This is a genomic window from Alsobacter soli (genome assembly GCF_003004785.1).
Taxonomy (GTDB): Bacteria; Pseudomonadota; Alphaproteobacteria; order Rhizobiales; family Beijerinckiaceae; genus Alsobacter; species Alsobacter soli.
The window spans coordinates 92,658-115,063 of sequence record NZ_PVZS01000014.1; the positions used below are offsets into that span (position 1 = coordinate 92,658).

Below are 22,406 nucleotides of genomic sequence, written 5' to 3' on the forward strand. Positions count from 1 at the left end.
CCTTAACCAAACCTGAAGGAAGATCTTTAACCGACCCTTAAGGCTCGGATACTAGCGCGGCCGGCCCACGTTGGGCCCTGGAGGTCGCGCGTGTCGAATCTGCTGTCCCCTGAATCCGTGGAAGCCTTCCAGGCCCTGGCGCTCGGGCTCGCCTTCGCCGGCATGGTCGCGACCGGGTTCGAGGCTCTCACAGAGCGCCGGGCCAGCTTCACCATGCTGGAGACGGGCGGCGCCCGGGCGATCGCCTCGGTGCCCTTCGTGGTGGCGACGGCGCCTTTCATCATCCTGCGCAACACGGTGCGCGGCCGCCGCACCCAGCGCCGCCGGGTGACCTTCGTGGCGCTGGCCACGATCATCGCCTGCCTGTGGGGCCTCGCCTGCGGACGGGTGATCATGGACCTCACCATGATCCTGGGATCTTGACGCGCCCCTCGCCGCGGCTTCTGTTCGGCTGACTTCAGCCTTCCGGAGCCTGCCGATGCCGCTTTATTCGCTCGACGGTCGCGAGCCGACGCTTCCCGCACCCGGCGCCTACTGGATCGCCCCCGACGCCCACGTCATAGGGGCCGTCGCTCTCGCCGAAGACGTGAGCATCTGGTTCGGCTCCGTGCTCCGCGGCGACAACGAACTGATCCGGATCGGCGCCCGCAGCAACATCCAGGAGACCTCGATGCTCCACACCGACATGGGATTCCCCATGACGCTCGGGGAGGACGTCACGGTTGGTCACCACGCCATCCTGCACGGTTGCATCATCGGGGATGGCTCCCTGATCGGCATGGGCGCGACGGTTCTGAACGGGGCCCGCATCGGCAAGGGATGTCTGGTGGGCGCGAACGCGCTCGTGACCGAGGGCAAAGAGTTCGAGGACTATTCCCTCATCGTCGGCTCGCCGGCGCGCGCCATCCGCACCCTCGACGAGAAGGCCGTGGCGCGCCTGCGGGCCACGGCGCAGCACTATGTCGACAACTGGAAGCGCTACGCGCGCGGGCTCAAGCGGATCGACGGCTGAGCAGAAGCAAAAATGGAAAAGGCGGCCCGAGGGCCGCCTTTTTGGTTTCTTGGGAGCGTCGCGTTCAGTGCCCGGCGACGATCAGGCTGGACGGAGCGGGCTCGCCGAGTTTCACCCACAGGTTCGGGTGCTCCTGCGACTGGCGCTTGATGAACCCGTAGCCGGTGGCTTCCCAGCCCATGATGCGGGAGGTCTTGCTGTCCAGCACGAAGTCGCCCCTGTCGGTGACGACGGTCAGAATCGCATGGCCGGCGCCGGTTTCGTCTCGCACGACCGTCATCAGCAGCGCCTGGCGGGGCAGGCCGTCATGCATCAGCATGCGGCGCTTGAGGAGCGCGATGTCCTCGCAATCGCCCTTGCCCTCGTCCGGGTAGGTCCACTTCTCGGACACGCCGTAGAGCGCGATGTCCTCGACCTGCTCGATATCGTTGTTGACCTGCTGGTTGACGCGGACCAACTCGGCCCAGGTCGCCGCGTTGAGGGTGATCTTCTTCGCCGGAAGGGTCTGGCCCTCACAGTCGTCGGCGTGAGTCGGGCAGAAGTCGATCCAGCCGATCGGCGGCTTGGCCTCTTCGAGAACCGGGGCGGCCGTTACGGCGGCCGGAATGACGCGCGCCTGGTTCGATGCCTCAGCGGTCACGCTCGCGACCAACCCGAGCCCGAGAAGCCCGCTAAGAACGCCCCCAAAAAGCCGCATCTGCCCCAGTCCCGCCTTCAACAAGGTTAATGAAGGGTAAAAGGCGGCGTCCGGCAGCGCAACCTTTTGGTTACGGCATCGTTAACGCGATCGGGGTTTTTCCCCCGTGTCACGAAATCGCAGGCAAAAATACGTAGAAACAAGAAGAGCCGGCTCTCGGGACAAGAGCCGGCTCGAAGAGCCCGGCGGTGGGATGTGGGGATTCGCCGGGAGCGGGCCTTGGCCCGGCGCGTGGGGCCGCGCCGTCACGTGCTCGTGACTGCTGAAACCTGTCTCATCTCAGGTTGCGGCGAGCCGAATGCGATCGGTCCAATTTTAGGAGATGCGCTCGACGCCCCAGCGCAGGTCAGAGTTGGACGTTCTCGTCGAAGGCGCAATCGTTCAGGGATCGCGAGAACTCGATGGCGATTCCGCCCTCGAAGTGTCGGACGACCTTGCCGTGGGTAGCCCCGATGGTGACAGGGGAGCCCAGCGCCGGCCTGACGGTGGTGGAGATCGCCGCACCGGACAGCGACACGTCGATGATGCGGACGCCGAATTCCTGTCCGTCCCCCAGGCGCATGATGGCGCCGGTGAGTCGAGGGGTGATGCGTTCGTGCCGCCGATCCTCCGGCAGCCCGAGTTCGTGCCGGTTGGCCAGCCAGGTCAGCTGCGAGGCGAGCTTGTCCTGCTTGCGCTTCGTGGCGGAGAGCGACACGGCGAAGCCCCGCTCGAAATCACGGACGACAACGCCTTCCACGCGCCCGAGGTGCTCCAGGTAGATCACCACCCGTTCGCCGACCCGGCCGCGCACGGGCGCGTAGAGGGCCAGGCCGCCGGGCGACATGTCCACCGTCTGGCAGGGATATTCCTGGCGGTTCTCGAGCATGAAACGGCCAAGCAGGGCGACCTTCACGCGCTGGTGGCGGCGGCGCTCGAGCGCGCGTGGCTTGACCTGGATCGCTTGCATGGCGCTCGCCAAAATCGATGGGTTGCGAAAATCCCCATCATTGTCGCGCGGCGAGGTTAATGGCCCTTTAGCGCCTCGGGCTGGTCTTCCGAGCGCCCGCCCCGGAACACGAACAAGTGGCCGCGACGCTCCGGCCGGCCGAATGGCAGCCGCTCCCGCGGGGGCGGCACGATTTCCCCGAGTTCGATCCGGTCGCTCGAACGGATCACGCGGCGAGAGCGCACCTCGCATCGCGTCACCGGGTCCAGGCCCAGGCGGGGAGGGGCGGAGAGTGGAGACAGCGATCCCAGCATGCGCGCGTGGGTCTTGCCGCGGTGGCGCAACGGCAGGAGCAAGAGTTCGAGGTCGAGCAATGCTCCATCACGGGTTTCCCCCATGGCCGAGGCGACCAGCGGGGCGACCTCGTTGGCGACGATGTCCACCATGGCGTCGCCGTCCTCGGTCCACAGGCCGGTGAAGCTCGCCCCCTTGAGCTCCTTGCCGACCAGGGCGGAAACGCGCGTGCCGGCCAGCCTGAAGGGACAGCGCCGGTCGTCATCGACCTCGATGATGAAAGTGTCCGCCAGGATGCCCCTGATGGCGGACGGATCGATTTCGGCGCGCTCCGGGGCGCTCCGCGCCTTCCGGAGGGAGTCCCAGTACGCAAACAAGGCGCGCGTCACCGCGTGTTTCATCTCGTGTCCCCTGACCCCGGAGAGGGTCCGTATTTTCGTCCCGCTTCGGCACGGAACAGGACCGCGATCCTGCGGCCTGCGCCGGGCCGGAGCCCCTGGGCCATCGGGGTGCAGCGGATGTGCCACGCCCGGTTTTAAGGTTAATAAAGGGTTGACGTTGCCGGCCGAGCGCGCGGCGGGCATGGTCCGCCTGCATCCTTTGCAGTTGGCCTGTTGCTCCTGTGTCGACTGCATCAACTGAATGGGAGGCGGGCAGCGACAGGAGCCGCCGCAAGGCGGATCATGATCCGGCGCGGGAAGCCGCGCCACCACGCCACGGGGAGAGCTTCGCGCTCTCCCCATTTTTTTTGCGCGCAGGTCGGCTTGAACCGGACGGTCGGGCGGACGATTTTGGCGGAGGCGCCTGTGCGCCGGTCAACAGAGAGAGCCGTGTGAGATCGCTTCGCCACGACGCCGCCGTCCGGGAGCCCTTCTTCAACGTCCCGCTGGTCGTGGTCGCGTCCATCGCAGTGCTGGCGGGCCTGCACGCAATTCGGGTTTGGGGGGACGACCTGCCGGTGCTGCGCGGGCTGGGCCTTGGCCCGGAGGACATCATCTACCAGCTGGCGTTTATCCCGGCCCGCTTCGCGCTGCTGCTCGGCGCGGATCCCGTTCCGGCGCTGGCGCACCGGCTCTCGGCGGACCCGGGCAATGTCGACCTGATCCAGCGGCTGGGCATCGCACGCGAGATCGTGGCCGACGGCTCGAGCAAGCCCTGGACGCTGGTCACCTACGCGCTGCTCCATGGCAGCTGGGCGCACCTGATCCTGAATTCGGTGTGGCTGCTCGCCTTCGGCACGGCCGTGGCGCGCCGTTTCGGCACGGCCCGATTCGTCCTGTTCCTGGTGGTCACCGCCATTGGCGGGGCCCTCGGGCACTTGGCGACCCACACGGCCGACGTCGCGCCCATGGTGGGCGCCTCGGCCTCCATTTCGGGCTGCATGGCGGCAGCGATGCGCTTCGTGTTCCAGCCGGGAGCGCCGCTCGGCGCGTTCCGGCTGCCGGAGGAGATGAGCTACCGGCTGCCGGCCCTGCCTTTGTCGCGGGTGCTCAGCGACAGCAGGGCGGTGACCTTCCTTGTGGTCTGGTTCGTGCTCAACCTGGCCACCGGTCTGGGGGCGGACGGGCTCGGCTTCACCGACGCCGCCATCGCCTGGGAGGCGCATGTCGGCGGCTTCCTGGTCGGCCTGCTGGCCTTCCGGTTCTTCGACCCGCCCTACCGGGACAGCTTCGCCGACGACCTCTGAGCGGCGTTGCGCCCCCAAGGCTTTGAGAGCATGCTTGCTCGACGGACGGAGTTGGCCAGGCGACCTACGAACCTCCACCCGTCCGTTCGCCGCGGCCGAACCCGGCCGCACAGGGATGGACGCGAAAGGAGGGACGCAATGACCGTCTCCCGCATTCTCACGACCAAGGGCCGCGACGTCGTCACGATCCAGCCGCACCGGACCCTGTCCGAGGCCTCACGGCTTCTCGGCGAGCGCAGGATCGGCGCCGTGGTGGTGACCGGCGCGGACGGGGATGTGCTTGGGATCCTTTCGGAGCGCGACATCGTCCGCGCCCTCGGCAAGAGGGGCGCGGAGGCGCTCAACGACGCCGTATCGGCGCACATGACCGCCGAGGTGATCACCTGCGCACCCGACATGGTGATCGTCGACATCATGGAAGAGATGACGGCGCGCCGGTTCCGCCACATGCCGGTGGTTGAGAACGGGCGACTGGCCGGAATCATCTCCATCGGCGATGTGGTGAAGTTCCGCCTCAACGAGATGCAGTACGAAACCGAGGCGCTGCGCGAGTACATCAGCGCCGGGTGACGCGCGCCTGCTCCGGGCCGGAACGGCGACGCGCCAGAGGCGAGGTCGCCCGGCGCGGTGTCAGTAACCGCCCGGCAGTGATTCGATCGTCATCTCCAGGTCGGCCAGGCACTGGTTCATGGCGTCTTCGCCCAGTGTGATGGCTTCCTCGGCGCGATGGAAGTCGAACAGGCCGACACGGCCCAGGCGAGGCTTGACGTGGATGTCCGGCGGGTCGCCAGCCAGGCGCGAGCGGGCGATGCGGTCCTGGGTGATGTTGAAGGCGTCCACCATCACGGTGGCGAGGCCCGGGGCGCCAGCCGAGCGGCGCACGATGCGCTTCAGGCGGCTCGCGGCGCCCATCACCGGCGAGAAGAGCCCTTCGGCGATTGTTTCGGCCATCTCCTCTTCCGCCTGCGGCTCCGCGCCGCCGCCATGGTCTGGAATGAGCGCGCCGCGCCCGACGAGGTCCGCATTGAGGTTGACGGCGATCACCAACTCGGCGGAGAGGGCGCGTGTCGTGGTGACCGGAACGGGGTTCACCAGCGCGCCGTCGAACAGCCAGCGGCCGCCGAGGCGCACCGGGTCGAAGATGCCGGGCAGGGCGTAGGAGGCCTGGAGCGCCTCGACGAGGCGGCCGCGCGTGAGCCAGATCTCGTGGCCGGTGCGCAGCTCCGTCGCGACGGCGGCGAAGCGGGGCGAGACATCCTCGATGAGGAGATCGCCGATATCGCGCTCGAGAAGCCGCTTGAGGCGGTCGCCGCTGATCAGGCCCGAGCCGATGTGAAAATCCATCAGCCACAGCACGCGGCTCTTCGTCAGGGAGCGGGCGAACTTCTCCAACTCGTCCAGCTTGCCGGCGGCGTAGCAGCCGCCCACCACGGCGCCGATCGAGGTGCCCACGACCACTTCCGGGGCGTAGCCTGCGCGCTCCAGGGCGCGAATCGCGCCGATATGGGCCCAACCGCGCGCCGCGCCGCCGCCGAGCGCGAGGCCGATGCGCGGGCGCTTCCGCTTGAGGGTGGGCACGGGAACCATGGCGGTTTCGGCCGGAAGCGGATCAGTCGCCGCGGCCGAGGCTGCGCCTTCCGCACGCGCCGGCGTCCTGATGCCGAGTAGTTCTTGGAGCATGGCCCGATCCTCGTCCGCTCCCCCCGGCCTTGAGCTTGGATGGCGGACGTTACCGTTGACTGAAGACCCGACTCGTAACGGCCGAGCCCCCGTCAGGGTTCAGCGGGATCGTGGCCCTTCCGTGAACGATAGCGTGACCGGACCATCCGTCTTTCGGTCGACCCGCCGATAGAAGCAGGAGCGGCGGCCCGTGTGGCAGCAGCCGCCATCTCCCGCCACGGTGACCTTCAGGATGAGGCAATCCTGGTCGCAGTCCACCAGGATCTCATGGACGGTCTGGATCTGGCCGGAGGTGTCGCCCTTGCGCCAGAGCTCGTTGCGTGAGCGGGACCAGTACCAGGCCTCGCCGGAGGCGAGCGACTTTTCCAGCGCCTGCTGGTTCATGTGCGCGACCATGAGGATCTGGCCGTCGTTGGCGTCCACCGCGATCGCGGTGATGAGGCCCGCCCCGTCGAACTTCGGCATGAAGAGCGCGCCTTCCTCCACGGCCTGCTTGTCGCCGCGCGGGCTCAGGGTGACGCAGTGCTCGCACATGGGAGGCTCCGAAACGCAAAACGGCCGGCGTGGCCGGCCGTGTCATGACTCATGGGGCGGCGCTTTGGAAGGCGCCAAGTGCGGGGCGGCCCTCAGCGCAGTCCACGGACCATGGTGAGGAAGCGGGCCTGTTCGGCGGGATCGTCGCGAAACACGCCGGTGAACTGGGTCGTGACCGTCCTTGCGCCCTGCTTCTGGACGCCGCGCATCGACATGCACATGTGCTCGGCTTCGATAATCACGGCGACCCCGCGGGGCTTGAGCGCCTCGTCGATGGCGCCGACGATCTCGGCCGTCATGGTCTCCTGCGTCTGCAGGCGGCGGGCGAAGACATCCACGACGCGGGCGAGCTTGGACAAGCCGACGACGCCCTCCGAGGGGTAGTAGCCGATGTGAGCCGCGCCTACGAAGGGCACCATGTGGTGCTCGCAGTGCGAGTGGAAGGGAATGTCGCGCACGACGACCATGTCGTCGTAGCCGCCAACCTCCTCGAACACCTTGGACATGATGTCCTGGGCGTCCTCGCGATATCCGCGGAAGAGCTCCTCGTAGGCCTTCACCACGCGCTTGGGGGTGTCGAGAAGCCCTTCGCGGGCCGGGTCGTCGCCCGCCCAGCGGATCAGGGTGCGCACGGCCGCTTCAGCCTCTTCGCGCGTGGGGCGCGGCGCCGACTCCGACGGCTTGAGGGCGGTGCGAGGAGAGAATGACTTGACCACGGCGTCCATTCGAGGAGCCTCCAACCTGGTGCAATGCACCCTATACGCCTCGAGCTTCGGCGTGGACCACCAAACACGACGCGGGCTTTGCGATTTCGCCCGAAAGCCGGCGACCCTCGCGCGCCGCAACCGCGGGCCCTATATTGGGAGCCGAAGGACGGTGCGCCATGCTGAACGACATCTACAACGCAAAGATTCTCGACCTTGCCGCGAACATCCCGCGGCTGGGACGCCTGCCTCACCCGCAGGCCAGCGCGACCGCCCATTCCAAGCTCTGCGGCTCGACGGTCACCGTCGACCTGGCGATGGACGGCGATGTCGTCACCGACTTCGCGCACGAGGTCAAGGCCTGCGCGCTGGGCCAGGCCTCTTCCTCGATCATGGCGCGGCACGTGGTGGGCTCGACGGCGTCCGAATTGCGGGCGCTTCGCGAGACCGTGCGCAAGATGCTGAAGGAGAACGGCCCGCCGCCCTCCGGCAAATGGGAGGACGCCGCGGTGCTCGAGCCCGTGCGCGACTTCAAGGCGCGGCACGCCTCCACGCTGCTGACCTTCGACGCGGTGGTGGACGCCATCGGGCAGATCGAGGCCGCGAGGGCGAAGCAGACGGCGGCGGCGGAATAGGCCGGCTCCGTCAGCGAGGCCATGCCAGGGCTAGTAGCGGCGTCGCCACGTGGATGGCCGGGACGAGCCCGGCCATGACGGCTCGGTGAATTGCAGTGCGTTCAGCGCTTCCAGCCGTTGCCGCCAAGCTGGAACGAGTAGCTGGCGCTGGCCCCGATGGAGAACTGGTCGCGGGAGCCCAGGTTGCGGGTGATGGGGCTCTCGGCGGCGGACCCGGTGAGGCGGTCGTAGCCGCCGCGCACCGTGGTGGCCCACTGGTCGTTCCATTGGTAGGTGGCGGAGGCGGCCAGGCCGACGGACTTCACGCCCGCCTCGGCCTTGTAGGGCGCGACCTTCGTGTTGAAGATCGCATCCTGCTCGGTGACGCCGAAATAGGTGTTCATGTACTCGGAGCCGGCGACCGCGATCCGCGGGCCCACTGCGAGAGTGAAGTTGCCGACGCGCTGGACGTAGTCGAGAGCCAGGTTGCCGACGAGGCCGTTGTAACCGTTGATGCCGTAGCGCAGCTCGCCGCGGACGCGCAGCGTGTCCGCCAGAGGCCAGAATTCGCCGAAGAGGCCCGGCTCCAGCGCCCACTTGGCGTCGTGAATGCCGTAGAGCGTCCCGCGGTCGTTGTCGCGATAGCGCCCCTGCTGGTAGCGGCCCACGACGCCGACGTTCCAGCGGCTGTCGCCGAACAGGGCGAAGCTGATGCCGTCGTCCGGGGCCTGCCACTGCTCGGGCTCGTCCGTGCGGCGCAGGCTGAGAGAGGGATAAGCGATGAAGCCGTAGTCCTTCGCCCCCGGGAAGTTGGGGGTGACGATGACGTTGCCGCGGACTGTGAGCAGCCAGCCAGAGGGCGCGGAGCCAACCGGGACAACCTCGTCGCTTGCGACAGCGTCCGCCGCCAGGGCGGCTGCGGGGGACAGCAGCACGATCGATGCGGCCACGCGAAGCGCGCGTGCGGCGGCGAATCGAACGCGGTAAACCATGATACGCAAAGCTCCGTGGATGGCCGCCGTTCAGCGGCTACGAACGGACGACCGAGGGATAGCCCACCCGGCAGCCGGCATGCAAGCAAACATGAAGGATCAGCAAACGCCCACCCAGGGTCGGCCGACATGGTTAACAAAACCTTACCGGCCTGGCGCCGCGGCCGCCCATGGGCTCATTCGGGCCTATCAGCTCACGCTTTCGGGGCTGATCGGCCGGCAATGCCGCCATTGGCCGAGCTGCTCCAGCTATACCGATGAGGCGATCGGCCGCTATGGGCTGTGGACAGGCGGATGGATCGGGCTCGCCCGCATCTGCCGTTGCAACCCGCTGGGAACGTCCGGAATCGACCTCGTGCCGACCACGTTGCCGCCCGAGTCCGCGTGGTATAGACCGTGGCGCTACGGGCGCTGGCGCGGCGTGAACGCCCCCGGCCCGATCCAATGCGAGGCCGTCGAACCGGGCGACGGCGCGGCCCCGCCCCGAACCTGAACCGTCCGCCCCTTTCGCTTACCTGCACGTGTTTGCAGGAGTGAGCAGGAGAGATCGCATGATCCACGTGACCTTCCCCGACGGCGCCGTGCGCGAGTTCGCCCCGGGAACCACCGGCCTCGACATCGCCAAGGGCATCTCGCCCTCGCTCGCCAAGCGCACCGTCGCCATGGCGCTGGACGGCGTGCTGGCCGACCTGAACGACCCCATCACCCGCGACGCCAAGCTCGAGTTCGTGTCCCGCGACGACCCGCGGGCGCTGGAGCTCATCCGCCACGACGCCGCGCACGTGCTGGCTGAGGCCGTGCAGACCCTGTGGCCGGGGACCCAGGTCACCATCGGGCCGGTGATCGAGAACGGGTTCTACTACGACTTCGCCCGGAACGAGCCGTTCACGCCGGAGGACTTCCCGGCGATCGAAGCCGAGATGCGCAAGATCATCGCGCGCGACAGGCCCTTCACGAAGGAGCTCTGGAGCCGCGACGAGGCCAAGCGCGTGTTCTCCGAGAAGGGCGAGAACTTCAAGGTGGAACTAGTGGACGCGATCCCGCCGGGTGAGGATCTCAAGATCTACCGCCAGGGCGACTGGTTCGACCTGTGCCGCGGCCCGCACATGACCTCCACGGGCAAGATCGGGGACGCCTTCAAGCTCATGAAGGTGGCCGGCGCGTATTGGCGCGGCGATTCGAACAACCCCATGCTGACCCGCATCTACGCCACCGCCTTCGCCAAGAAGGAGGACCTCGACGGCTACCTGAAGCAGCTCGAGGAGGCGGAGAAGCGCGACCACCGACGCCTGGGCCGCGAGATGGACCTCTTCCACTTCCAGGAGGAGGGGCCCGGCACCGTGTTCTGGCATCCGAAGGGCTGGACACTGTTCCAAACCATGATCGCCTATATGCGCCGGCGGCTGCGGGCGGACTACGACGAGGTGAACGCCCCGCAGGTGCTCGACAAGAGCCTGTGGGAGACCTCCGGCCACTGGGGCTGGTACCAGGAGAACATGTTCGCCGTGAAGTCGGCGCACGCCTTCACGCACCCGAACGATCCCGAGGCGGACCAGCGCATCTTCGCGCTGAAGCCGATGAACTGCCCGGGGCACGTGCAGATCTTCAAGCACGGGCTGAAGAGCTACCGCGACCTGCCGATCCGGCTGGCCGAGTTCGGCGCGGTGCACCGCTACGAGGCGTCGGGCGCGCTGCACGGGCTGATGCGCGTGCGCGCCTTCACGCAGGACGACGCCCACATCTTCTGCACCGAGGACCAGCTCGAGGCCGAGTGCCTGAAGATCAACGACCTGATGCTGTCTGTGTATCGCGACTTCGGCTTCGAGGAAGTGGTGGTGAAGCTCGCCACCCGGCCGGAAAAGCGCGTCGGCACGGACGCCATGTGGGACCACGCCGAGGGCATCCTCAAGAAGGTGCTGGCCAAGATGGCGGCCGAATCCGGGGGGCGCATCAAGACGGGCGTGAACGAGGGCGAGGGCACCTTCTACGGGCCCAAGTTCGAGTACACCCTGCGCGACGCGATCGGCCGCGAATGGCAGTGCGGCACCACCCAGGTTGACTTCAACCTGCCGGAGCGGTTTGGCGCGTTCTATATCGGCGCGGACGGCGAGAAGAAGCAGCCGGTGATGGTGCACCGCGCCATCTGCGGCTCCATGGAGCGCTTCCTCGGCATCCTGATCGAGAGCTACGCCGGGCACTTCCCGCTGTGGCTCGCGCCCGAGCAGATCGTCGTCTGCCCGATCACCAGCGACGTGGATGACTACGCGCTCGACGTGGTGGCGGCCGCCCGCCAGGCGGGCCTGCGCGCGCGCGCAGACCTGCGCAACGAGAAGATCAGCTACAAGGTGCGCGAGCACTCGCTGGCCAAGGTTCCGGTCATCCTCGCCGTCGGCAAGAAGGAGGCGGCCGAGCGCACCGTCACGGTGCGCCGCCTCGGCTCGCAGGCGCAGGAGGTGCTGAGCCTCGACTCCGCGGTGGCGACCTTCGTTGAGGAGGCGACGCCACCGGACCTGAAGCGGGCGGAGGCTTTGCGGCTTGCGGCGGAGTAGCTTGCAGAATATCCGCGTGAGCGCGGCAAAGCCGTTCGGCTAAAGCCAGTTTCCGTCATCCCCGGGCTTGGCCCGGGGATCCACGCCATGCCCGATCATCGTGGATGGCCGGGACAAGCCCGGCCATGACTGCCTGGTTCCGCTCCTGCGAGTGAAGCGAAGCAATCCTGATAGGGGGGGCGGGCGGAAGACCGGAGCGACCCGCGCGCCGCCCCTGGATTGCTTCGTCGCTACGCTCCTCGCAAGGACGCCGGGAGCGCGTCGCCGCCTGAGCGAGTTGAGATCGCCCGCTTACTTCTTCAGCGTGGCGATATAGGCGACGATATCCGCTACCTCGCCCCGGCTGAGTTGCATGTCCGGCATCTTCGGATGCGGATTCAGCAGGAACTTGTCCAGCGGCACGCTCGTGCCGTTGCGCGCCGCGATGGTGGCGAACGGCGGGGCGTCGGCTTTCGCGCTGGTTTGGCCCGGCGCCACGACATGGCATTCGGCGCACCAGCGCTTGGCGATGCGCTCGCCGTTGGCGGCGTCGGCCGCCAACGCGGGGCTGGCGGCCAGCGCCGTTGCGAGCAGAAGGGGGAAGGTCGCGCGAAGTGAGGGCATGCCGGTCACCTGAATCGAGTCTGCTCTAGGCTGACGCAAATTCAGGCGTCCGTCGACGATCTCGATCAACCCCGGCGTGCGCGGCCAGCGGGCTACTTGGTGATGATGTCGATGTCGCGGTCCAGGCCCGACTTCACCGAGAATTCCTGCGTGTAGACCTTCCCGGCGTTGCGGGCGATGGCGACGTATTCGCCCTCGGCGAGCGTCATCGACGGGAAAGCGCCGATCGCCTCCCGGATGGTGTCGCCGCCGGGCGTCAGCACGCTGAACGTCGTGTTCGCCAGGGCCTCGCTGCCCGGCGCCGTCACCAGCTTGAGCGTCACGGTCGCGGCCTTGTGGCGAAGGGTCGCGGCGGTGACCTTGCCGGCCTCGACCTTCAGGTCGGCGCTCATGATGGCGTTGCTGTCGCCGTAGGTGGACACCACGCGGTAGGCGCCCTCGGGCAGACGGATGAGTGTTCCGGCATGGGCGCTCTCGACCACGAGGCGGCCTTCCGGGTCGTTGCCCAGCGGCACGTAGACGTTGAACTTCAGCTTGTCCGGCGGGATGGGGCTGTCGCCGATCACGCCGCCCAGCACCAGGCCGCCCGCATTCAGGGTGATGCTGGCGCTGGTCGGGGCGCCGCCCATGACAACCCGCTGGGTCGCGCTGGCGAGGCCGTAGGCCGCGTGCACGATGTAGACGCCGGGGTCGAGCGGGATGCTGGGCGAGGCGGACTTGGATTCCTGGACGAGCGTCGCGGCGCCGCCGTCCTGCGGTTCGGCGTAGATGCGCCAGGTGATCCCAGACCGGATGGGGCCGCCCCCGCCGCCGAGCATGGCGCTGAGGAACAGCACGCCCCCCTCGCGCTGGACGGCGCTGGACGGGCCGCGAGGCTGCGGAGCCGGAGCGGGCTGGGGAGGTTCGGTCGTTGGCGTCTGCAACGGCAGCGTCGTCGCCGGGGACGCCGGCGGGAGCGTCGGGGCGGGAGCATCCTGCGCCAGCGTTGGCGACGTGCTCAGGACCGCCAAGGCCGCGGCGAGGATGAACGTCGATCGAACCATGAATCTCCGACCCCGATGGGGCGCAGCGCTACCGCTCGCGTTGTGCCTTGCCGCGGATGCGAAGACAAGCCGGCGAGGCGGCTTGCGAGAGCGCCTCAGCGGGTCACGGTCTCCGAGCCGTTCTCGTGGGTGACGAGGTCCGTCGCGGCGGTCAGGAGATTGTCCGTGGAAAGAGGCCGGAATGTGAACTCGACCTGGTGTTCGCCCGCCGGGACCTCGACCCCGCGGAACAGCAGGTTGGCCTTCACGACGGTCTTTTCCTCCCCGTCCACCGTCACGTCCCAGCCGGGATAGTAAAGGTCGTGCAACACCAGGACGCCGGGGCGGTCGGTGGTCACCGACAGCTTCACGCTGTTGCGCTTGTAGGACAGGATCTGGACCTTCGACGTGGGCTGAGCCTGATCCGTCGCGCTCGCATCCGCAGTGTAGTCGCGGTCCAGCAGCTCGACGTCGGCCTTGTCGATCAGGGCCTCGGTGCCGCGGTCGAACTCGGGCAGCTCTTCGTCGGAGAGGACCTCCTCCGTCTCCACCGGCTTGAGGCGGGTCGCCACATAGGCGCGCGGCGCCGCCGGCGCGAGCCGGTAGATCCACATCGTGTCGGATGAGTAGAGCAGGGTGGCGCCGTTCAGGCGCGGGAAGTGGCGGGGCAACTTGTCGGCAGGGCGATCGAGCACGAGGTACTCGAGGCCCAGCAGGCGCGCCAGGTTGCACTTGTAGCCGCGGAAGGTGCCCGGGAACTGGCGCAGGCGCAGCTCGACGGCGTTCTCGCCGGGGCCCACGGCCTTCTCGTACTCGGCGATGCGCAGGGCGTTGTAGCCGACCGTGTCCTCGATGCCGAGCACCATGGAGGCGTTCTGCCAGGCGCCCGTCAGGCCGAGGATCTCGACGCGCGGGCGTTCGCCTTTGGCGTGGCGCTCGTCGAGCTCGCGCTTGAGCACGTTGAGGCCGGCGTAGTCGGCGGGCTTGAGCTTGTCGTAGACGGCGTAGCGGCTGGCGGGCTCGGCGTTCAGCGCAGAGGCGGCGTTGCGCCAGACGAGCTCGCCGCCCGTGGCGGCGACCAGGATGGCCGCAGCGGTGACGCGCGCAGCCCGGTTGGTCTGCTGGATCGCCAGGGCGAGGCCGATGGAGGCGATCGCGGCGAACAGCGCGACCTGGACGCTCGCCTCGGTGAGGTGGCCGACCCGGCTGGAGAACACGAGGCCGGAGGCGACGAGCCCGGCCGGTATCACGACCGCAGCCGCGGTCCGCACGCGGGCCGCCCAGGGGCGCACGCGAGCGGCCAGGGCCGCGCCGCTATCCACCACATAACGGTGGATGCAATAGCCGGCGCAGAAGGCGAGCGAGACGTTGATCAGGAAGGTGGCGTCCGCCGGCCGGCGATAGAGGGCGATTCCGGGGACGTGGTCGAAAAGCCGTACGAAGATGGGCGTGTAGCGGCCCAGCGCGTAAATGACGGCGAACACGCCGACCAGGGCGAAGAAGCGCAGCTCACGCGTGAACAGGCGACCCTTGGCGACCCCCTGCCAGAGGATCAGCACGACCGGGATGGTGCCGGCGAAGATGTAGTTCACGGCGCGGTCGGTGTAGGTGCCCTCCGGGATCGTGTCCCACATCGGGCCCCAGTAATCGTAGGTGTGGTTGAGCGTGCCGAAGATGTTCGGCGCCAGCATCGTCACCAGGCTCGACGGCGGCATCGAGTTCATGGCGGCGACGCCGTAGCTGATGGCGGGCCGGTTCGAATCCGCCAGCAGCTGCATGGTGAGCAGCGCGGGGATGGCCAGCATGGCGACGATAATCAGCGCCGCGAGCCCGAGCAGGGGAAGTCGGCTCAGCGCGAAACGCAGCGGCTTCTCGGCCGAGATCGCCTGGCCGACGACCGCGGCGGCGATCACCATGCAGCACAGGAACGCGACCTGGTCGCGGCCAAGCGCCATGAGCCCGGCGAACAGGCCGAAGGCGAGCGCGGCCTTCCAGCTCTTCCGCTCGAGCGCGATCTCCAGCGCCAGAAGGGCCGGGAGGAAGAAGGAGTAGGAGAAGATCATGCCCGTGTGCTGCAGGCGGGCGGCGGCGGAGCCGCCGAGCACGATCATCATCGCCGCAGCGACTGCGCCGACCGGGTGCCATCCGCGCTTACGGAACAGGCCGAGCACGGCGAAAGCCGGCAGGAGCAGGTGGGCGAAGACCACGCCATCGAAGAGTTGCATCGACGCTTCGGGCGCGAGCCAGGCGAAGAGCGCCATGGTGGGGGTGAACAGCAGGGACTGCGGGTCCGCCACCGAAGGGTGTCCGCTGAAGTGGTAGGGGTTCCACAGCGGCCACTCGCCCTGGGCGAGCGCGGCGCCCAGGTAGCGGAACATCGGGTAGAAGTGGTTCTTGGAATCCCAAGGCACGACGGAGTCGGTCAGGGTCCACATCAGGGCCGCGGCGGCCCAGAAGACGACGATGGCGGCCACGGCCCACAGGGTGGCCCGACGGGTCCACAGCGGATGCTGCTGCTCGGTGCTTTGGGAGATCATTCGACGGGTACTCGTGCGCACGAACCTGGCGAGTGCGCGGCCTTGACGACGTCGCGAGCTGGCCCTAGCTCTCGACCGCGTCCAACAGGCCAGCTTTTCCGGCCCTGCGCGCCCCCACCTTTTTTGTTGGCTGGACAGTGTCACAGGGCGCATGAACGCGACATGAATGTGACGCCCAGGCTCCACGGGGCCCGAAACCGAACGGACGCCATGACCGACACGCTGACGCTGCTGCAGACCCGCCGTTCCGTCCCGCCGCATCTGATGACGGGCCAGGGCCCTACCGCTCAGGAGCTTGAGACGCTGCTCACGGTCGCCACCCGGGTCCCAGACCATGGCAAGCTGGCGCCATGGCGTTTCGTGCTGATCGAAGGAGAGGCGCGCGCCCGGCTCGGGGAGCGGATCGCCGCCGTGTTCAAGGCCGCCAATCCGGACGCCGACGACGAGCGCATGGGGATCGAGCGGGGCCGGTTCACCCGCGCCCCCCTGGTGATCGCGGTGGTCAGCCGGGCCGCCCCGCACGTAAAGATTCCGGAGTGGGAGCAGATCCTGTCCGCCGGCGCGGTGTGCATGAACCTGACCGTCGCGGCCAATGCGATGGGCTTCAAGACGGCGTGGCTGACCGAATGGATGGCCTATGACGCCCGGGCCCGCGAGGCGATCGGGCTGGCGACCGATGAGACCATCGCGGGCTTCATCCACATCGGACGGGGCGAGCCGCAACCTGACCGGGCCCGGCCTGCCCTGGCCGACGTCGTGACGCGCTGGGGCGAATAGCCGGCTCGAGCCAAATCGCGAAATTTCAAAGCCTAAAGGCGACTTCCGCATGTTCTACGACACCCAAACATACGCCCACGGCCTGCCGCATGATCCCTTCAAGGCCATCGTGGCGCCCCGGCCGATCGGCTGGATCTCCGCCGTCAGCGCCAGCGGGGCGGTGAACCTGTCTCCGTACTCGTTCTTCAACGCCTTCTCGACGCGGCCGCCGATCGTGGGCTTTTCATCCGAGGGCCTGAAGGACGCCGTGGCGTTCATCAGCGAGACGAAGGAGTTCGTCTGCAACCTGGCGACCTGGGACATGCGCGAGGCCATGAACGCCACCTCGGCGTCGTTGCCGCGCGGACAGAGCGAGTTCGAGCACGCCGGACTCACGCCGGAGCCGTCCACACTGGTCAAGCCGCCCCGCGTGAAGGGTGTTCCGGCGGCGCTCGAGTGCCGCCTCACCGACATTCACCAGCTGCGGACGTCCACGGGGGAGAGCATGGAGCGCTACCTCGTGCTCGGCCACGTGGTGGGCGTGTACATCGACGAGCGCTACCTCAAGGACGGCCGCTTCGACATGACCGCAGCCCGCACCATCGCGCGTTGCGGGTACCATGATTACGCGGTCGTGGATGAGCTGTTCCAGCTGGTGCGGCCGAGCTGAATTTCAGGAGCCCTTCCCTGAGCCGTCATCCCCGGCGGCCTGCGCAGCGGGGCCGGGAAGGGGATCCAAGGGGAGTTCTGAGAGGCTCGATCCGGCAGGGCGGGCTCGTTCCTGTGACTGGCGCAAACCCGGTCAGGACGGCGCGCGCTGCCCCTGGATCCCCTTCCCGGTGCTGCGCGCCGCCGGGGATGACGGCGGAAGATGTCGCACCTCAAGAATTGCTCTTCGCGCGCTCCAGCGTGCGCAGGNATGTCGCACCTCAAGAATTGCTCTTCGCGCGCTCCAGCGTGCGCAGGGCGCGGCGCAGGTGGGGGCGGTCGAGCATCTCGCCGTCGAGGCCGATGACGCCGGCGCTGGGGTTGGCTTCGAACAGCCCGACGATGCGGCGGGCGCGGTCCACGGCCTCGGGGCTCGGCGTGAAGACGCGGTTGATGATCGCGACCTGGCCCGGGTGGATCGCCATCTTGCCGGTGAAGCCCTCGCGGCGGGCGGCCTCGCATTCGGCCTCGAGCCCTGCGTCATCGCGGAAATTCGTGAACACCGTGTCGATGGGCGCGACCTCGGCCGCATTCGCGGCGAAGAGCGTCAGCGTGCGGGCGAGGCGGTACGGGTCGGCGTAGCTCCCGTCTGGGAGGCGGTTGGTCTCCGCGCCCAGGTCGGCCGACAGGTCCTCGGCGCCCCAGGTGAGTGCGGCGAGCCGGTGGCTGGCGCCCGCATACGTCCCCATGTTGAAGATCGAGCGCGCCGTCTCCGTGGCGATGGCGATGATGCGTGTGGCGCCGTCGGGCTGGCCGTTCTCGGCCTCGCGCACGGCGAGCTTGGCGGCGAGATGCTGCACGTCCGCGCCCGAGATCGACTTGGGCAGGAAGACGCCGTCCGGCGCGCCGGGCATGACCGCGTCGAGGTCGGCGTCGGCCAGCCCTGTGTCCAGGGCGTTGATGCGGATGTAGAGCCTGGGCCGGGACGACTGTCCTGCGGCGTCCCGCAGGAAGGCGAGGGTGGTCTGCCGGGCGGCGGGCTTGGCGTCTAGCGCCACCGAATCCTCGAGATCGAGGATCAGGGCGTCCGCCCCGCTGGAGAGGCTTTTTTCGAGCTTGCGCGGGCTGTCGCCCGGTACGAAGAGCAGCGAGCGCATGGGTCAGGCCTGGGGGCGCTTGCGCATGAACGCCTGCCGGCGGCACTCGGCCACCAGCTTGCCGTCCTGCTTGTAGGCGCGGTGGATGAAGTCGACGATGCCGGCGTCCGGGCGCGAGCGGGATTCCCGCTTGTCGGCCACCTCTGTCGTGCAGCGCACGGTGTCTCCCTCGAACAGCGGCGCGGGGAAGCGCACGTCGGTCATGCCCAGGTTGGCGATGGTCGTGCCGACCGTCGTGTCGTTCACCGAAATGCCGATCATGAGGCCCAGCGTGAAGAGCGAGTTCATGAGCGGCTGGCCCCACTCGGTCTCGGTGGCGCAGAAATGCGCGTCGATGTGGAGCGGCTGCGGATTCAGCGTCATGTTGGAGAACAGCATGTTGTCCATCTGCGTCACCGTGCGGGTGAGCCGATGGGCGATCACCTCGCCGACCTGGAAGTCCTCGAAATAGAGGCCTCCGCGCGGGTGGCGCCGCTCTTCGCGCGACGTGACGTCCGCCATGCCGATCTCCCTAATTGCGGTGGGGCTTCGAGGCCCCATTGACCGAACGTTTACCATAAAACCGCACAGTGTCAGTCCGAGCGGTGGTCGCCGCCCGTTCTGGAGTGCCCATGTTCCTGTTCACGACCCCTGCGCCGGCTCCGGAGACGCGGACGCAAAGTCCTGTCGTGGACGCCATCCGCACGGGATCCGCGCAAACCGGGACCGACTTCGGCTACCTGCTCCAGACCGCACAGCGCGAGTCCTCCCTGGCGCCCGACGCGAAGGCGAAGAATTCCTCGGCCTCCGGTCTCTTCCAGTTCATCGAGCAGACCTGGCTGGGGCTGATCAAGGCGAAGGGCGCCTCATATGGACTTGGCGCCGAAGCACAGGCGATCTCGGAGACGCGGGGCGGACGCTACGACGTCACTGATCCCGCCGCCAAGCAGCAGATCCTGGACCTGCGCAACGACCCACGCACCGCTGCCCTGATGGCCGGGGAGTTCACACGCCAGAACGCGACCACGCTGGCCAATGCGTTGGGGCGGCAACCCACGGCCGGCGAGCTCTACGCGGCCCACTTCATGGGCGCGGCCGGGGCGGCCGAACTGGCGAAGCGGGCGCAGTCCACGCCCCAGGCGGTCGCGGCGGACGTGTTCCCCGATCAGGCGGCTTCCAACCGCGCCGTATTCACGGACCGGGCGTCGGGAAAACCCAAGACGGTGGGCGAGCTTTACGCCTCGCTGGTGAAAGGTCCCGCCGCGCCGGCGAGCCAAACGGCGCTGTCGCAAGATCCGGCGACCTGGGCCGTCAGTCCGCAAAGGCCAGCGCTGGCGACCGCCTACGCGCACAGCGACGGGCCGCGCATGCACGGCCTGTTCCGCACGGAAGGCGACCGCTCGCCTATGAACGCCACCGTCGCCCGCCTGTGGGCCGGACTGCCCTCGGCCAAAGGCAGCGCAACCGATGCGCCGCGCTATTTCCCGCGCACGGCGTCCCTCGCGGGAACGACGGCGACGGACGCAGCCGCGTCCGCGCGGGCCAGCGTGCCCAGTGCCGCAACGGCTGCCGCCCAGCCGGCGGCCGTTCCCCTGCCTCCGGAACGGCCGGCCGAGTTTTCCGGACAGGCCCGGACACGGCGTGAGCGTGGCGGGCCGTTGGACCTCATGGCCTATTTGAGGAAGGGCGGGGCATGATCGTCCGCCGGTATCTTGCGTGGTCGCAATCGGCGCCGCCCGAAGCCCGGGCGGATGCGACAGGGGCGCTGGCGCGGGCTTATCTCGACTCGGACATGGAGCCGTTCGAGCGCGTCGAGGCCGAGGCGGCCCTCGCATTGGCGCTGGACGATCCGTCGCCCCTGGTGCGCATGGCGCTCGCCGAGGCGCTCGGGGATTCCGATCAGGCGCCCCGCTATATCGTGGCGGCGCTCGCCGCCGACGCGAGTTGCATCGCCTCGCTCGTCCTGGCCCGCTCGCCGCTTTTCACCGATGCGGAACTGATCGAGCAAGCCGCCGCCGGCGATGTCGTGGCGCAGGTTGCGGTGGCCTCCCGGGCTGAGCTGTCCGCGCCCGTGGCCGCCGCGCTGGCTGAGGTAGGGGAGGAGGACGCCGTCGCCGTCCTGGCGTCCAATCCAGGCGCGCACCTCCCCGAGTTCTCGCTGCAACGGTCCATCGAGCGCTTCGGCGCGAGCCAGCGCGTGCGCGCCGCCATCCTGACACGGCACGGGCTCTCGGTCCCGCTCCGGCACGCGCTGCTGTGCGCGGAGCGTCGGGAGTTGCTGCACCAGCGGGACGGCCTCACGCCGCTGCGCCGGGAGCAGTTGCTGCGGGAAGAGGAAGATCGCGTCGCTGTGGCGCTCGCCGTTTCCTGCTCCGACGAGGACGTCGCCGTCCTGGTCTCTCACCTGCGCTCCACGGGCCGGCTGACCGCGGGATTGCTGTTGCGCTCGCTGCTGTCCGGCGACATGCGGCTGGCGATCGAGGCCGTTGCGGATCTGGCCGCCATGCCGGAGCGCAGGGTCGCGGCCCTCATGGCCGAGCCGCGGTCGGGCGGCTGGCGGGCGATGTATCGCAAGGCCGGGTTGCCCGAGCCGTTGATGGATGCGTTCGCTTCGGCCATCGAGGCGTGCCGAATCGTGCTGGCCCAGGCATCGGGCTTCGAAACCGGGGCCGCCCTGGCGCGCCGGATTGTGGGCCAGGCCATCCAGGCATGCGAGCGCGGCGCCGCCGCGCCATCCGACAAGGTCATGGCGCTGCTCCGGCGCCTCGAGGCCGAGATCTCCCGGGAAGAAGCGCGGATCGCCGCCGCGATGCTGCTGGACCATGTGCGCGCCGAAGAGGCTGTCCCGCTGGCCCTGCCCGCGCCCGCGAACATGGACACGGTCGCCGACCAGGGCGACGTCGCGCTGCACGCCGGTCCGCCTGCCGCGGCGAACGATCCGGTTCCAGGCGTGATCGAGGCCTTGGAGGAGGCGCTGTGCCTGCGCGGGTCAATCGTGGACGAGACGTCTGGCGCCGATCTTGGAGAGGCTGTGGGGCTGGAGGCGTCCAGCCCGGACGAGAGTCCAGTCGCCGAAGAGGCGCCGCCTTCCTGCCAGCCGGAACACCCTTCAGTCGAGCCGGCGCCGTTTTCCGCCGAGGCGCTCGCCATGAAGCGCGTCGAAGAGATGATCAAGCAGGCCTACGGCGAGGCCGTGCGCATCCGGGCGGCATGACCTAGTAGCCGAACTGCTCGAGGAGAATGCGTTCCTCGAGGCTGTGCCCGGGATCGTGGAGCATCACGAGGTCGATGGTCCGGTCCATGGCGATGTCGACCCGCCGGATGTTGCGATGTTCGAAATGGTCGGCGACGGCGCTGACCGGGCGCTTCAACGGCTCCAGCACTTCGATCGAAATGCGGGCATGGTCGGGCAGGAGCGCGCCTCGCCAGCGGCGAGGGCGAAAAGCTGAGATGGGCGTGAGCGCGAGAAGCGGCGCGTTCAGCGGCAGGATAGGGCCGTTGGCGGACAGATTGTAGGCGGTGGAGCCCGCCGGCGTGGCGACCAGGATCCCGTCCGCGACCAGTTCGGGCAGGCGCGTCTTGCCGTCGATGGTCACCCGCAACTTGGCGGCCTGATAGGACTGGCGGAAGAGGTACACCTCATTGATGGCCCGGGCGGTGTGCGCGACGCCGCTGGCGTCCGTCGCGACCATGAGCAGCGGGTGCACGATACTGCGCTCGGCGCGCTCCAGGCGCTCAAGGAGCCCATCCTCGCGGAATTCGTTCATGAGGAAGCCGACGGATCCGCGGTTCATGCCATAGATCAGCTTCCCGGAGCCCATGAACTGATGCAGCGTGGCGAGCATCAATCCGTCGCCGCCGAGCGCGACGATCACGTCCGCCTCCTCCGGTGGGGCGTTCCCGTACTGGGAAGCGAGCGCCGCGCCGGCGGCGCGGGCTTCGTCGGTGTCGGCGGTGATGATCGCGATGGTGTTGAAGCGGCGCACGGCGTCGTCTCGGCGCCGGCTTTCGTG

Annotated in this window: 24 protein-coding genes; 11 read left to right on the forward strand and 13 right to left on the reverse strand. The window is 68.5% G+C overall.

Annotated features, from left to right (window positions below; all coding sequences use genetic code 11):
* Positions 1 to 90: 90 nt before the first annotated feature.
* Positions 91 to 423 carry a DUF6949 family protein gene (locus SLNSH_RS14275; protein ID WP_245422350.1) on the forward strand — a complete coding sequence of 111 codons (333 nt, stop codon included), beginning with the start codon at positions 91 to 93 and terminating at the stop codon, positions 421 to 423.
* Positions 424 to 478: 55 nt separating this feature from the next.
* Positions 479 to 1,012 (forward strand): gamma carbonic anhydrase family protein, encoded by a 534-nt coding sequence (locus SLNSH_RS14280; protein WP_106337684.1) that lies wholly within the window; start codon positions 479 to 481, stop codon positions 1,010 to 1,012.
* Between the two features lie 64 nt (positions 1,013 to 1,076).
* On the opposite strand, the gene SLNSH_RS14285 is transcribed toward SLNSH_RS14280, so the two are convergent.
* From SLNSH_RS14285 to SLNSH_RS14295, 3 genes are all read right to left on the reverse strand, one after another.
* Positions 1,077 to 1,652 (reverse strand): transglutaminase-like cysteine peptidase, encoded by a 576-nt coding sequence (locus tag SLNSH_RS14285; RefSeq protein WP_158266761.1) that lies wholly within the window; start codon positions 1,650 to 1,652, stop codon positions 1,077 to 1,079.
* A gap of 403 nt (positions 1,653 to 2,055) precedes the next feature.
* Positions 2,056 to 2,658 (reverse strand): PilZ domain-containing protein, encoded by a 603-nt coding sequence (locus SLNSH_RS14290; protein WP_106337686.1) that lies wholly within the window; start codon positions 2,656 to 2,658, stop codon positions 2,056 to 2,058.
* A 56-nt stretch (positions 2,659 to 2,714) separates the two neighbouring features.
* Positions 2,715 to 3,332 carry a PAS domain-containing protein gene (locus SLNSH_RS14295; RefSeq protein WP_106337687.1) on the reverse strand — a complete coding sequence of 206 codons (618 nt, stop codon included), beginning with the start codon at positions 3,330 to 3,332 and terminating at the stop codon, positions 2,715 to 2,717.
* 431 nt (positions 3,333 to 3,763) lie between these two features.
* Here SLNSH_RS14295 and SLNSH_RS14300 point away from each other — a divergent pair, with 431 nt between their 5' ends.
* Together SLNSH_RS14300 and SLNSH_RS14305 are read left to right on the forward strand one after the other, a co-directional pair.
* Positions 3,764 to 4,618, forward strand: coding sequence for a rhomboid family intramembrane serine protease (locus tag SLNSH_RS14300; RefSeq protein WP_106337688.1), 855 nt, complete (start codon positions 3,764 to 3,766; stop codon positions 4,616 to 4,618).
* A gap of 138 nt (positions 4,619 to 4,756) precedes the next feature.
* Positions 4,757 to 5,188, forward strand: coding sequence for a CBS domain-containing protein (locus tag SLNSH_RS14305; protein ID WP_106337689.1), 432 nt, complete (start codon positions 4,757 to 4,759; stop codon positions 5,186 to 5,188).
* 60 nt (positions 5,189 to 5,248) lie between these two features.
* Here the strand turns inward: SLNSH_RS14305 and SLNSH_RS14310 are convergent, their stop codons facing one another.
* The 3 genes from SLNSH_RS14310 to folE all read right to left on the reverse strand — a co-directional run bounded on the left by SLNSH_RS14310 (position 5,249) and on the right by folE (position 7,557).
* Positions 5,249 to 6,298 (reverse strand): patatin-like phospholipase family protein, encoded by a 1,050-nt coding sequence (locus SLNSH_RS14310; protein WP_106337690.1) that lies wholly within the window; start codon positions 6,296 to 6,298, stop codon positions 5,249 to 5,251.
* A 99-nt stretch (positions 6,299 to 6,397) separates the two neighbouring features.
* Positions 6,398 to 6,832: a phosphoribosyl-AMP cyclohydrolase gene (gene hisI / locus SLNSH_RS14315; protein ID WP_106337691.1), complete on the reverse strand. Its 435-nt coding sequence runs from the start codon at positions 6,830 to 6,832 to the stop codon at positions 6,398 to 6,400.
* A gap of 92 nt (positions 6,833 to 6,924) precedes the next feature.
* Positions 6,925 to 7,557 (reverse strand): GTP cyclohydrolase I FolE, encoded by a 633-nt coding sequence (gene folE, locus SLNSH_RS14320; protein WP_106337692.1) that lies wholly within the window; start codon positions 7,555 to 7,557, stop codon positions 6,925 to 6,927.
* Positions 7,558 to 7,715: 158 nt separating this feature from the next.
* On the opposite strand from folE, the gene SLNSH_RS14325 reads away from it, so the two are divergent.
* Positions 7,716 to 8,171, forward strand: coding sequence for an iron-sulfur cluster assembly scaffold protein (locus SLNSH_RS14325; RefSeq protein ID WP_106337693.1), 456 nt, complete (start codon positions 7,716 to 7,718; stop codon positions 8,169 to 8,171).
* A 101-nt stretch (positions 8,172 to 8,272) separates the two neighbouring features.
* Here SLNSH_RS14325 and SLNSH_RS14330 read toward each other — a convergent pair whose 3' ends face one another.
* Positions 8,273 to 9,142: a MipA/OmpV family protein gene (locus tag SLNSH_RS14330; protein WP_106337694.1), complete on the reverse strand. Its 870-nt coding sequence runs from the start codon at positions 9,140 to 9,142 to the stop codon at positions 8,273 to 8,275.
* Between the two features lie 91 nt (positions 9,143 to 9,233).
* Here SLNSH_RS14330 and yidD point away from each other — a divergent pair, with 91 nt between their 5' ends.
* Positions 9,234 to 9,635 (forward strand): membrane protein insertion efficiency factor YidD, encoded by a 402-nt coding sequence (gene yidD / locus SLNSH_RS14335; RefSeq protein ID WP_106337695.1) that lies wholly within the window; start codon positions 9,234 to 9,236, stop codon positions 9,633 to 9,635.
* Positions 9,636 to 9,693: 58 nt separating this feature from the next.
* Positions 9,694 to 11,691 carry a threonine--tRNA ligase gene (gene thrS / locus SLNSH_RS14340; RefSeq protein ID WP_106337696.1) on the forward strand — a complete coding sequence of 666 codons (1,998 nt, stop codon included), beginning with the start codon at positions 9,694 to 9,696 and terminating at the stop codon, positions 11,689 to 11,691.
* Between the two features lie 291 nt (positions 11,692 to 11,982).
* Here the strand turns inward: thrS and SLNSH_RS14345 are convergent, their stop codons facing one another.
* From SLNSH_RS14345 to SLNSH_RS14355, 3 genes are all read right to left on the reverse strand, one after another.
* On the reverse strand, positions 11,983 to 12,363 hold the full coding sequence (locus SLNSH_RS14345; RefSeq protein ID WP_342587860.1) for a c-type cytochrome: 381 nt from the start codon (positions 12,361 to 12,363) through the stop codon (positions 11,983 to 11,985).
* 23 nt (positions 12,364 to 12,386) lie between these two features.
* Complete coding sequence (locus SLNSH_RS14350) at positions 12,387 to 13,337, reverse strand: hypothetical protein (RefSeq protein ID WP_106337698.1); 951 nt, start codon at positions 13,335 to 13,337, stop codon at positions 12,387 to 12,389.
* A gap of 95 nt (positions 13,338 to 13,432) precedes the next feature.
* Positions 13,433 to 15,853 carry a YfhO family protein gene (locus SLNSH_RS14355; protein ID WP_106337699.1) on the reverse strand — a complete coding sequence of 807 codons (2,421 nt, stop codon included), beginning with the start codon at positions 15,851 to 15,853 and terminating at the stop codon, positions 13,433 to 13,435.
* Positions 15,854 to 16,063: 210 nt separating this feature from the next.
* On the opposite strand from SLNSH_RS14355, the gene SLNSH_RS14360 reads away from it, so the two are divergent.
* Positions 16,064 to 16,630: a nitroreductase family protein gene (locus tag SLNSH_RS14360; RefSeq protein ID WP_106337726.1), complete on the forward strand. Its 567-nt coding sequence runs from the start codon at positions 16,064 to 16,066 to the stop codon at positions 16,628 to 16,630.
* A gap of 49 nt (positions 16,631 to 16,679) precedes the next feature.
* Complete coding sequence (locus tag SLNSH_RS14365; protein ID WP_106337700.1) at positions 16,680 to 17,279, forward strand: flavin reductase family protein; 600 nt, start codon at positions 16,680 to 16,682, stop codon at positions 17,277 to 17,279.
* A 259-nt stretch (positions 17,280 to 17,538) separates the two neighbouring features.
* Here SLNSH_RS14365 and SLNSH_RS14370 read toward each other — a convergent pair whose 3' ends face one another.
* Entirely contained in the window at positions 17,539 to 18,414 is an 876-nt protein-coding gene (locus SLNSH_RS14370; protein ID WP_106337701.1) for an HpcH/HpaI aldolase/citrate lyase family protein, read from the reverse strand.
* 3 nt (positions 18,415 to 18,417) lie between these two features.
* Positions 18,418 to 18,915: a MaoC family dehydratase gene (locus tag SLNSH_RS14375; protein WP_106337702.1), complete on the reverse strand. Its 498-nt coding sequence runs from the start codon at positions 18,913 to 18,915 to the stop codon at positions 18,418 to 18,420.
* Between the two features lie 110 nt (positions 18,916 to 19,025).
* On the opposite strand from SLNSH_RS14375, the gene SLNSH_RS24905 reads away from it, so the two are divergent.
* Both SLNSH_RS24905 and SLNSH_RS14385 read left to right on the forward strand, forming a co-directional pair.
* Complete coding sequence (locus SLNSH_RS24905; protein WP_158266762.1) at positions 19,026 to 20,090, forward strand: lytic transglycosylase domain-containing protein; 1,065 nt, start codon at positions 19,026 to 19,028, stop codon at positions 20,088 to 20,090.
* Positions 20,087 to 21,607, forward strand: a complete 1,521-nt coding sequence (locus SLNSH_RS14385) for a DUF2336 domain-containing protein (RefSeq protein WP_106337704.1) — start codon at positions 20,087 to 20,089, stop codon at positions 21,605 to 21,607. Before SLNSH_RS24905 ends, SLNSH_RS14385 begins: the two co-directional genes overlap by 4 nt.
* A 1-nt stretch (position 21,608) precedes the next feature.
* Here SLNSH_RS14385 and SLNSH_RS14390 read toward each other — a convergent pair whose 3' ends face one another.
* The gene (locus SLNSH_RS14390; RefSeq protein ID WP_106337705.1) at positions 21,609 to 22,379 is read right to left on the reverse strand and encodes an NAD kinase; all 771 of its coding nucleotides are present in this window, start codon (positions 22,377 to 22,379) and stop codon (positions 21,609 to 21,611) included.
* Positions 22,380 to 22,406: the final 27 nt, after the last annotated feature.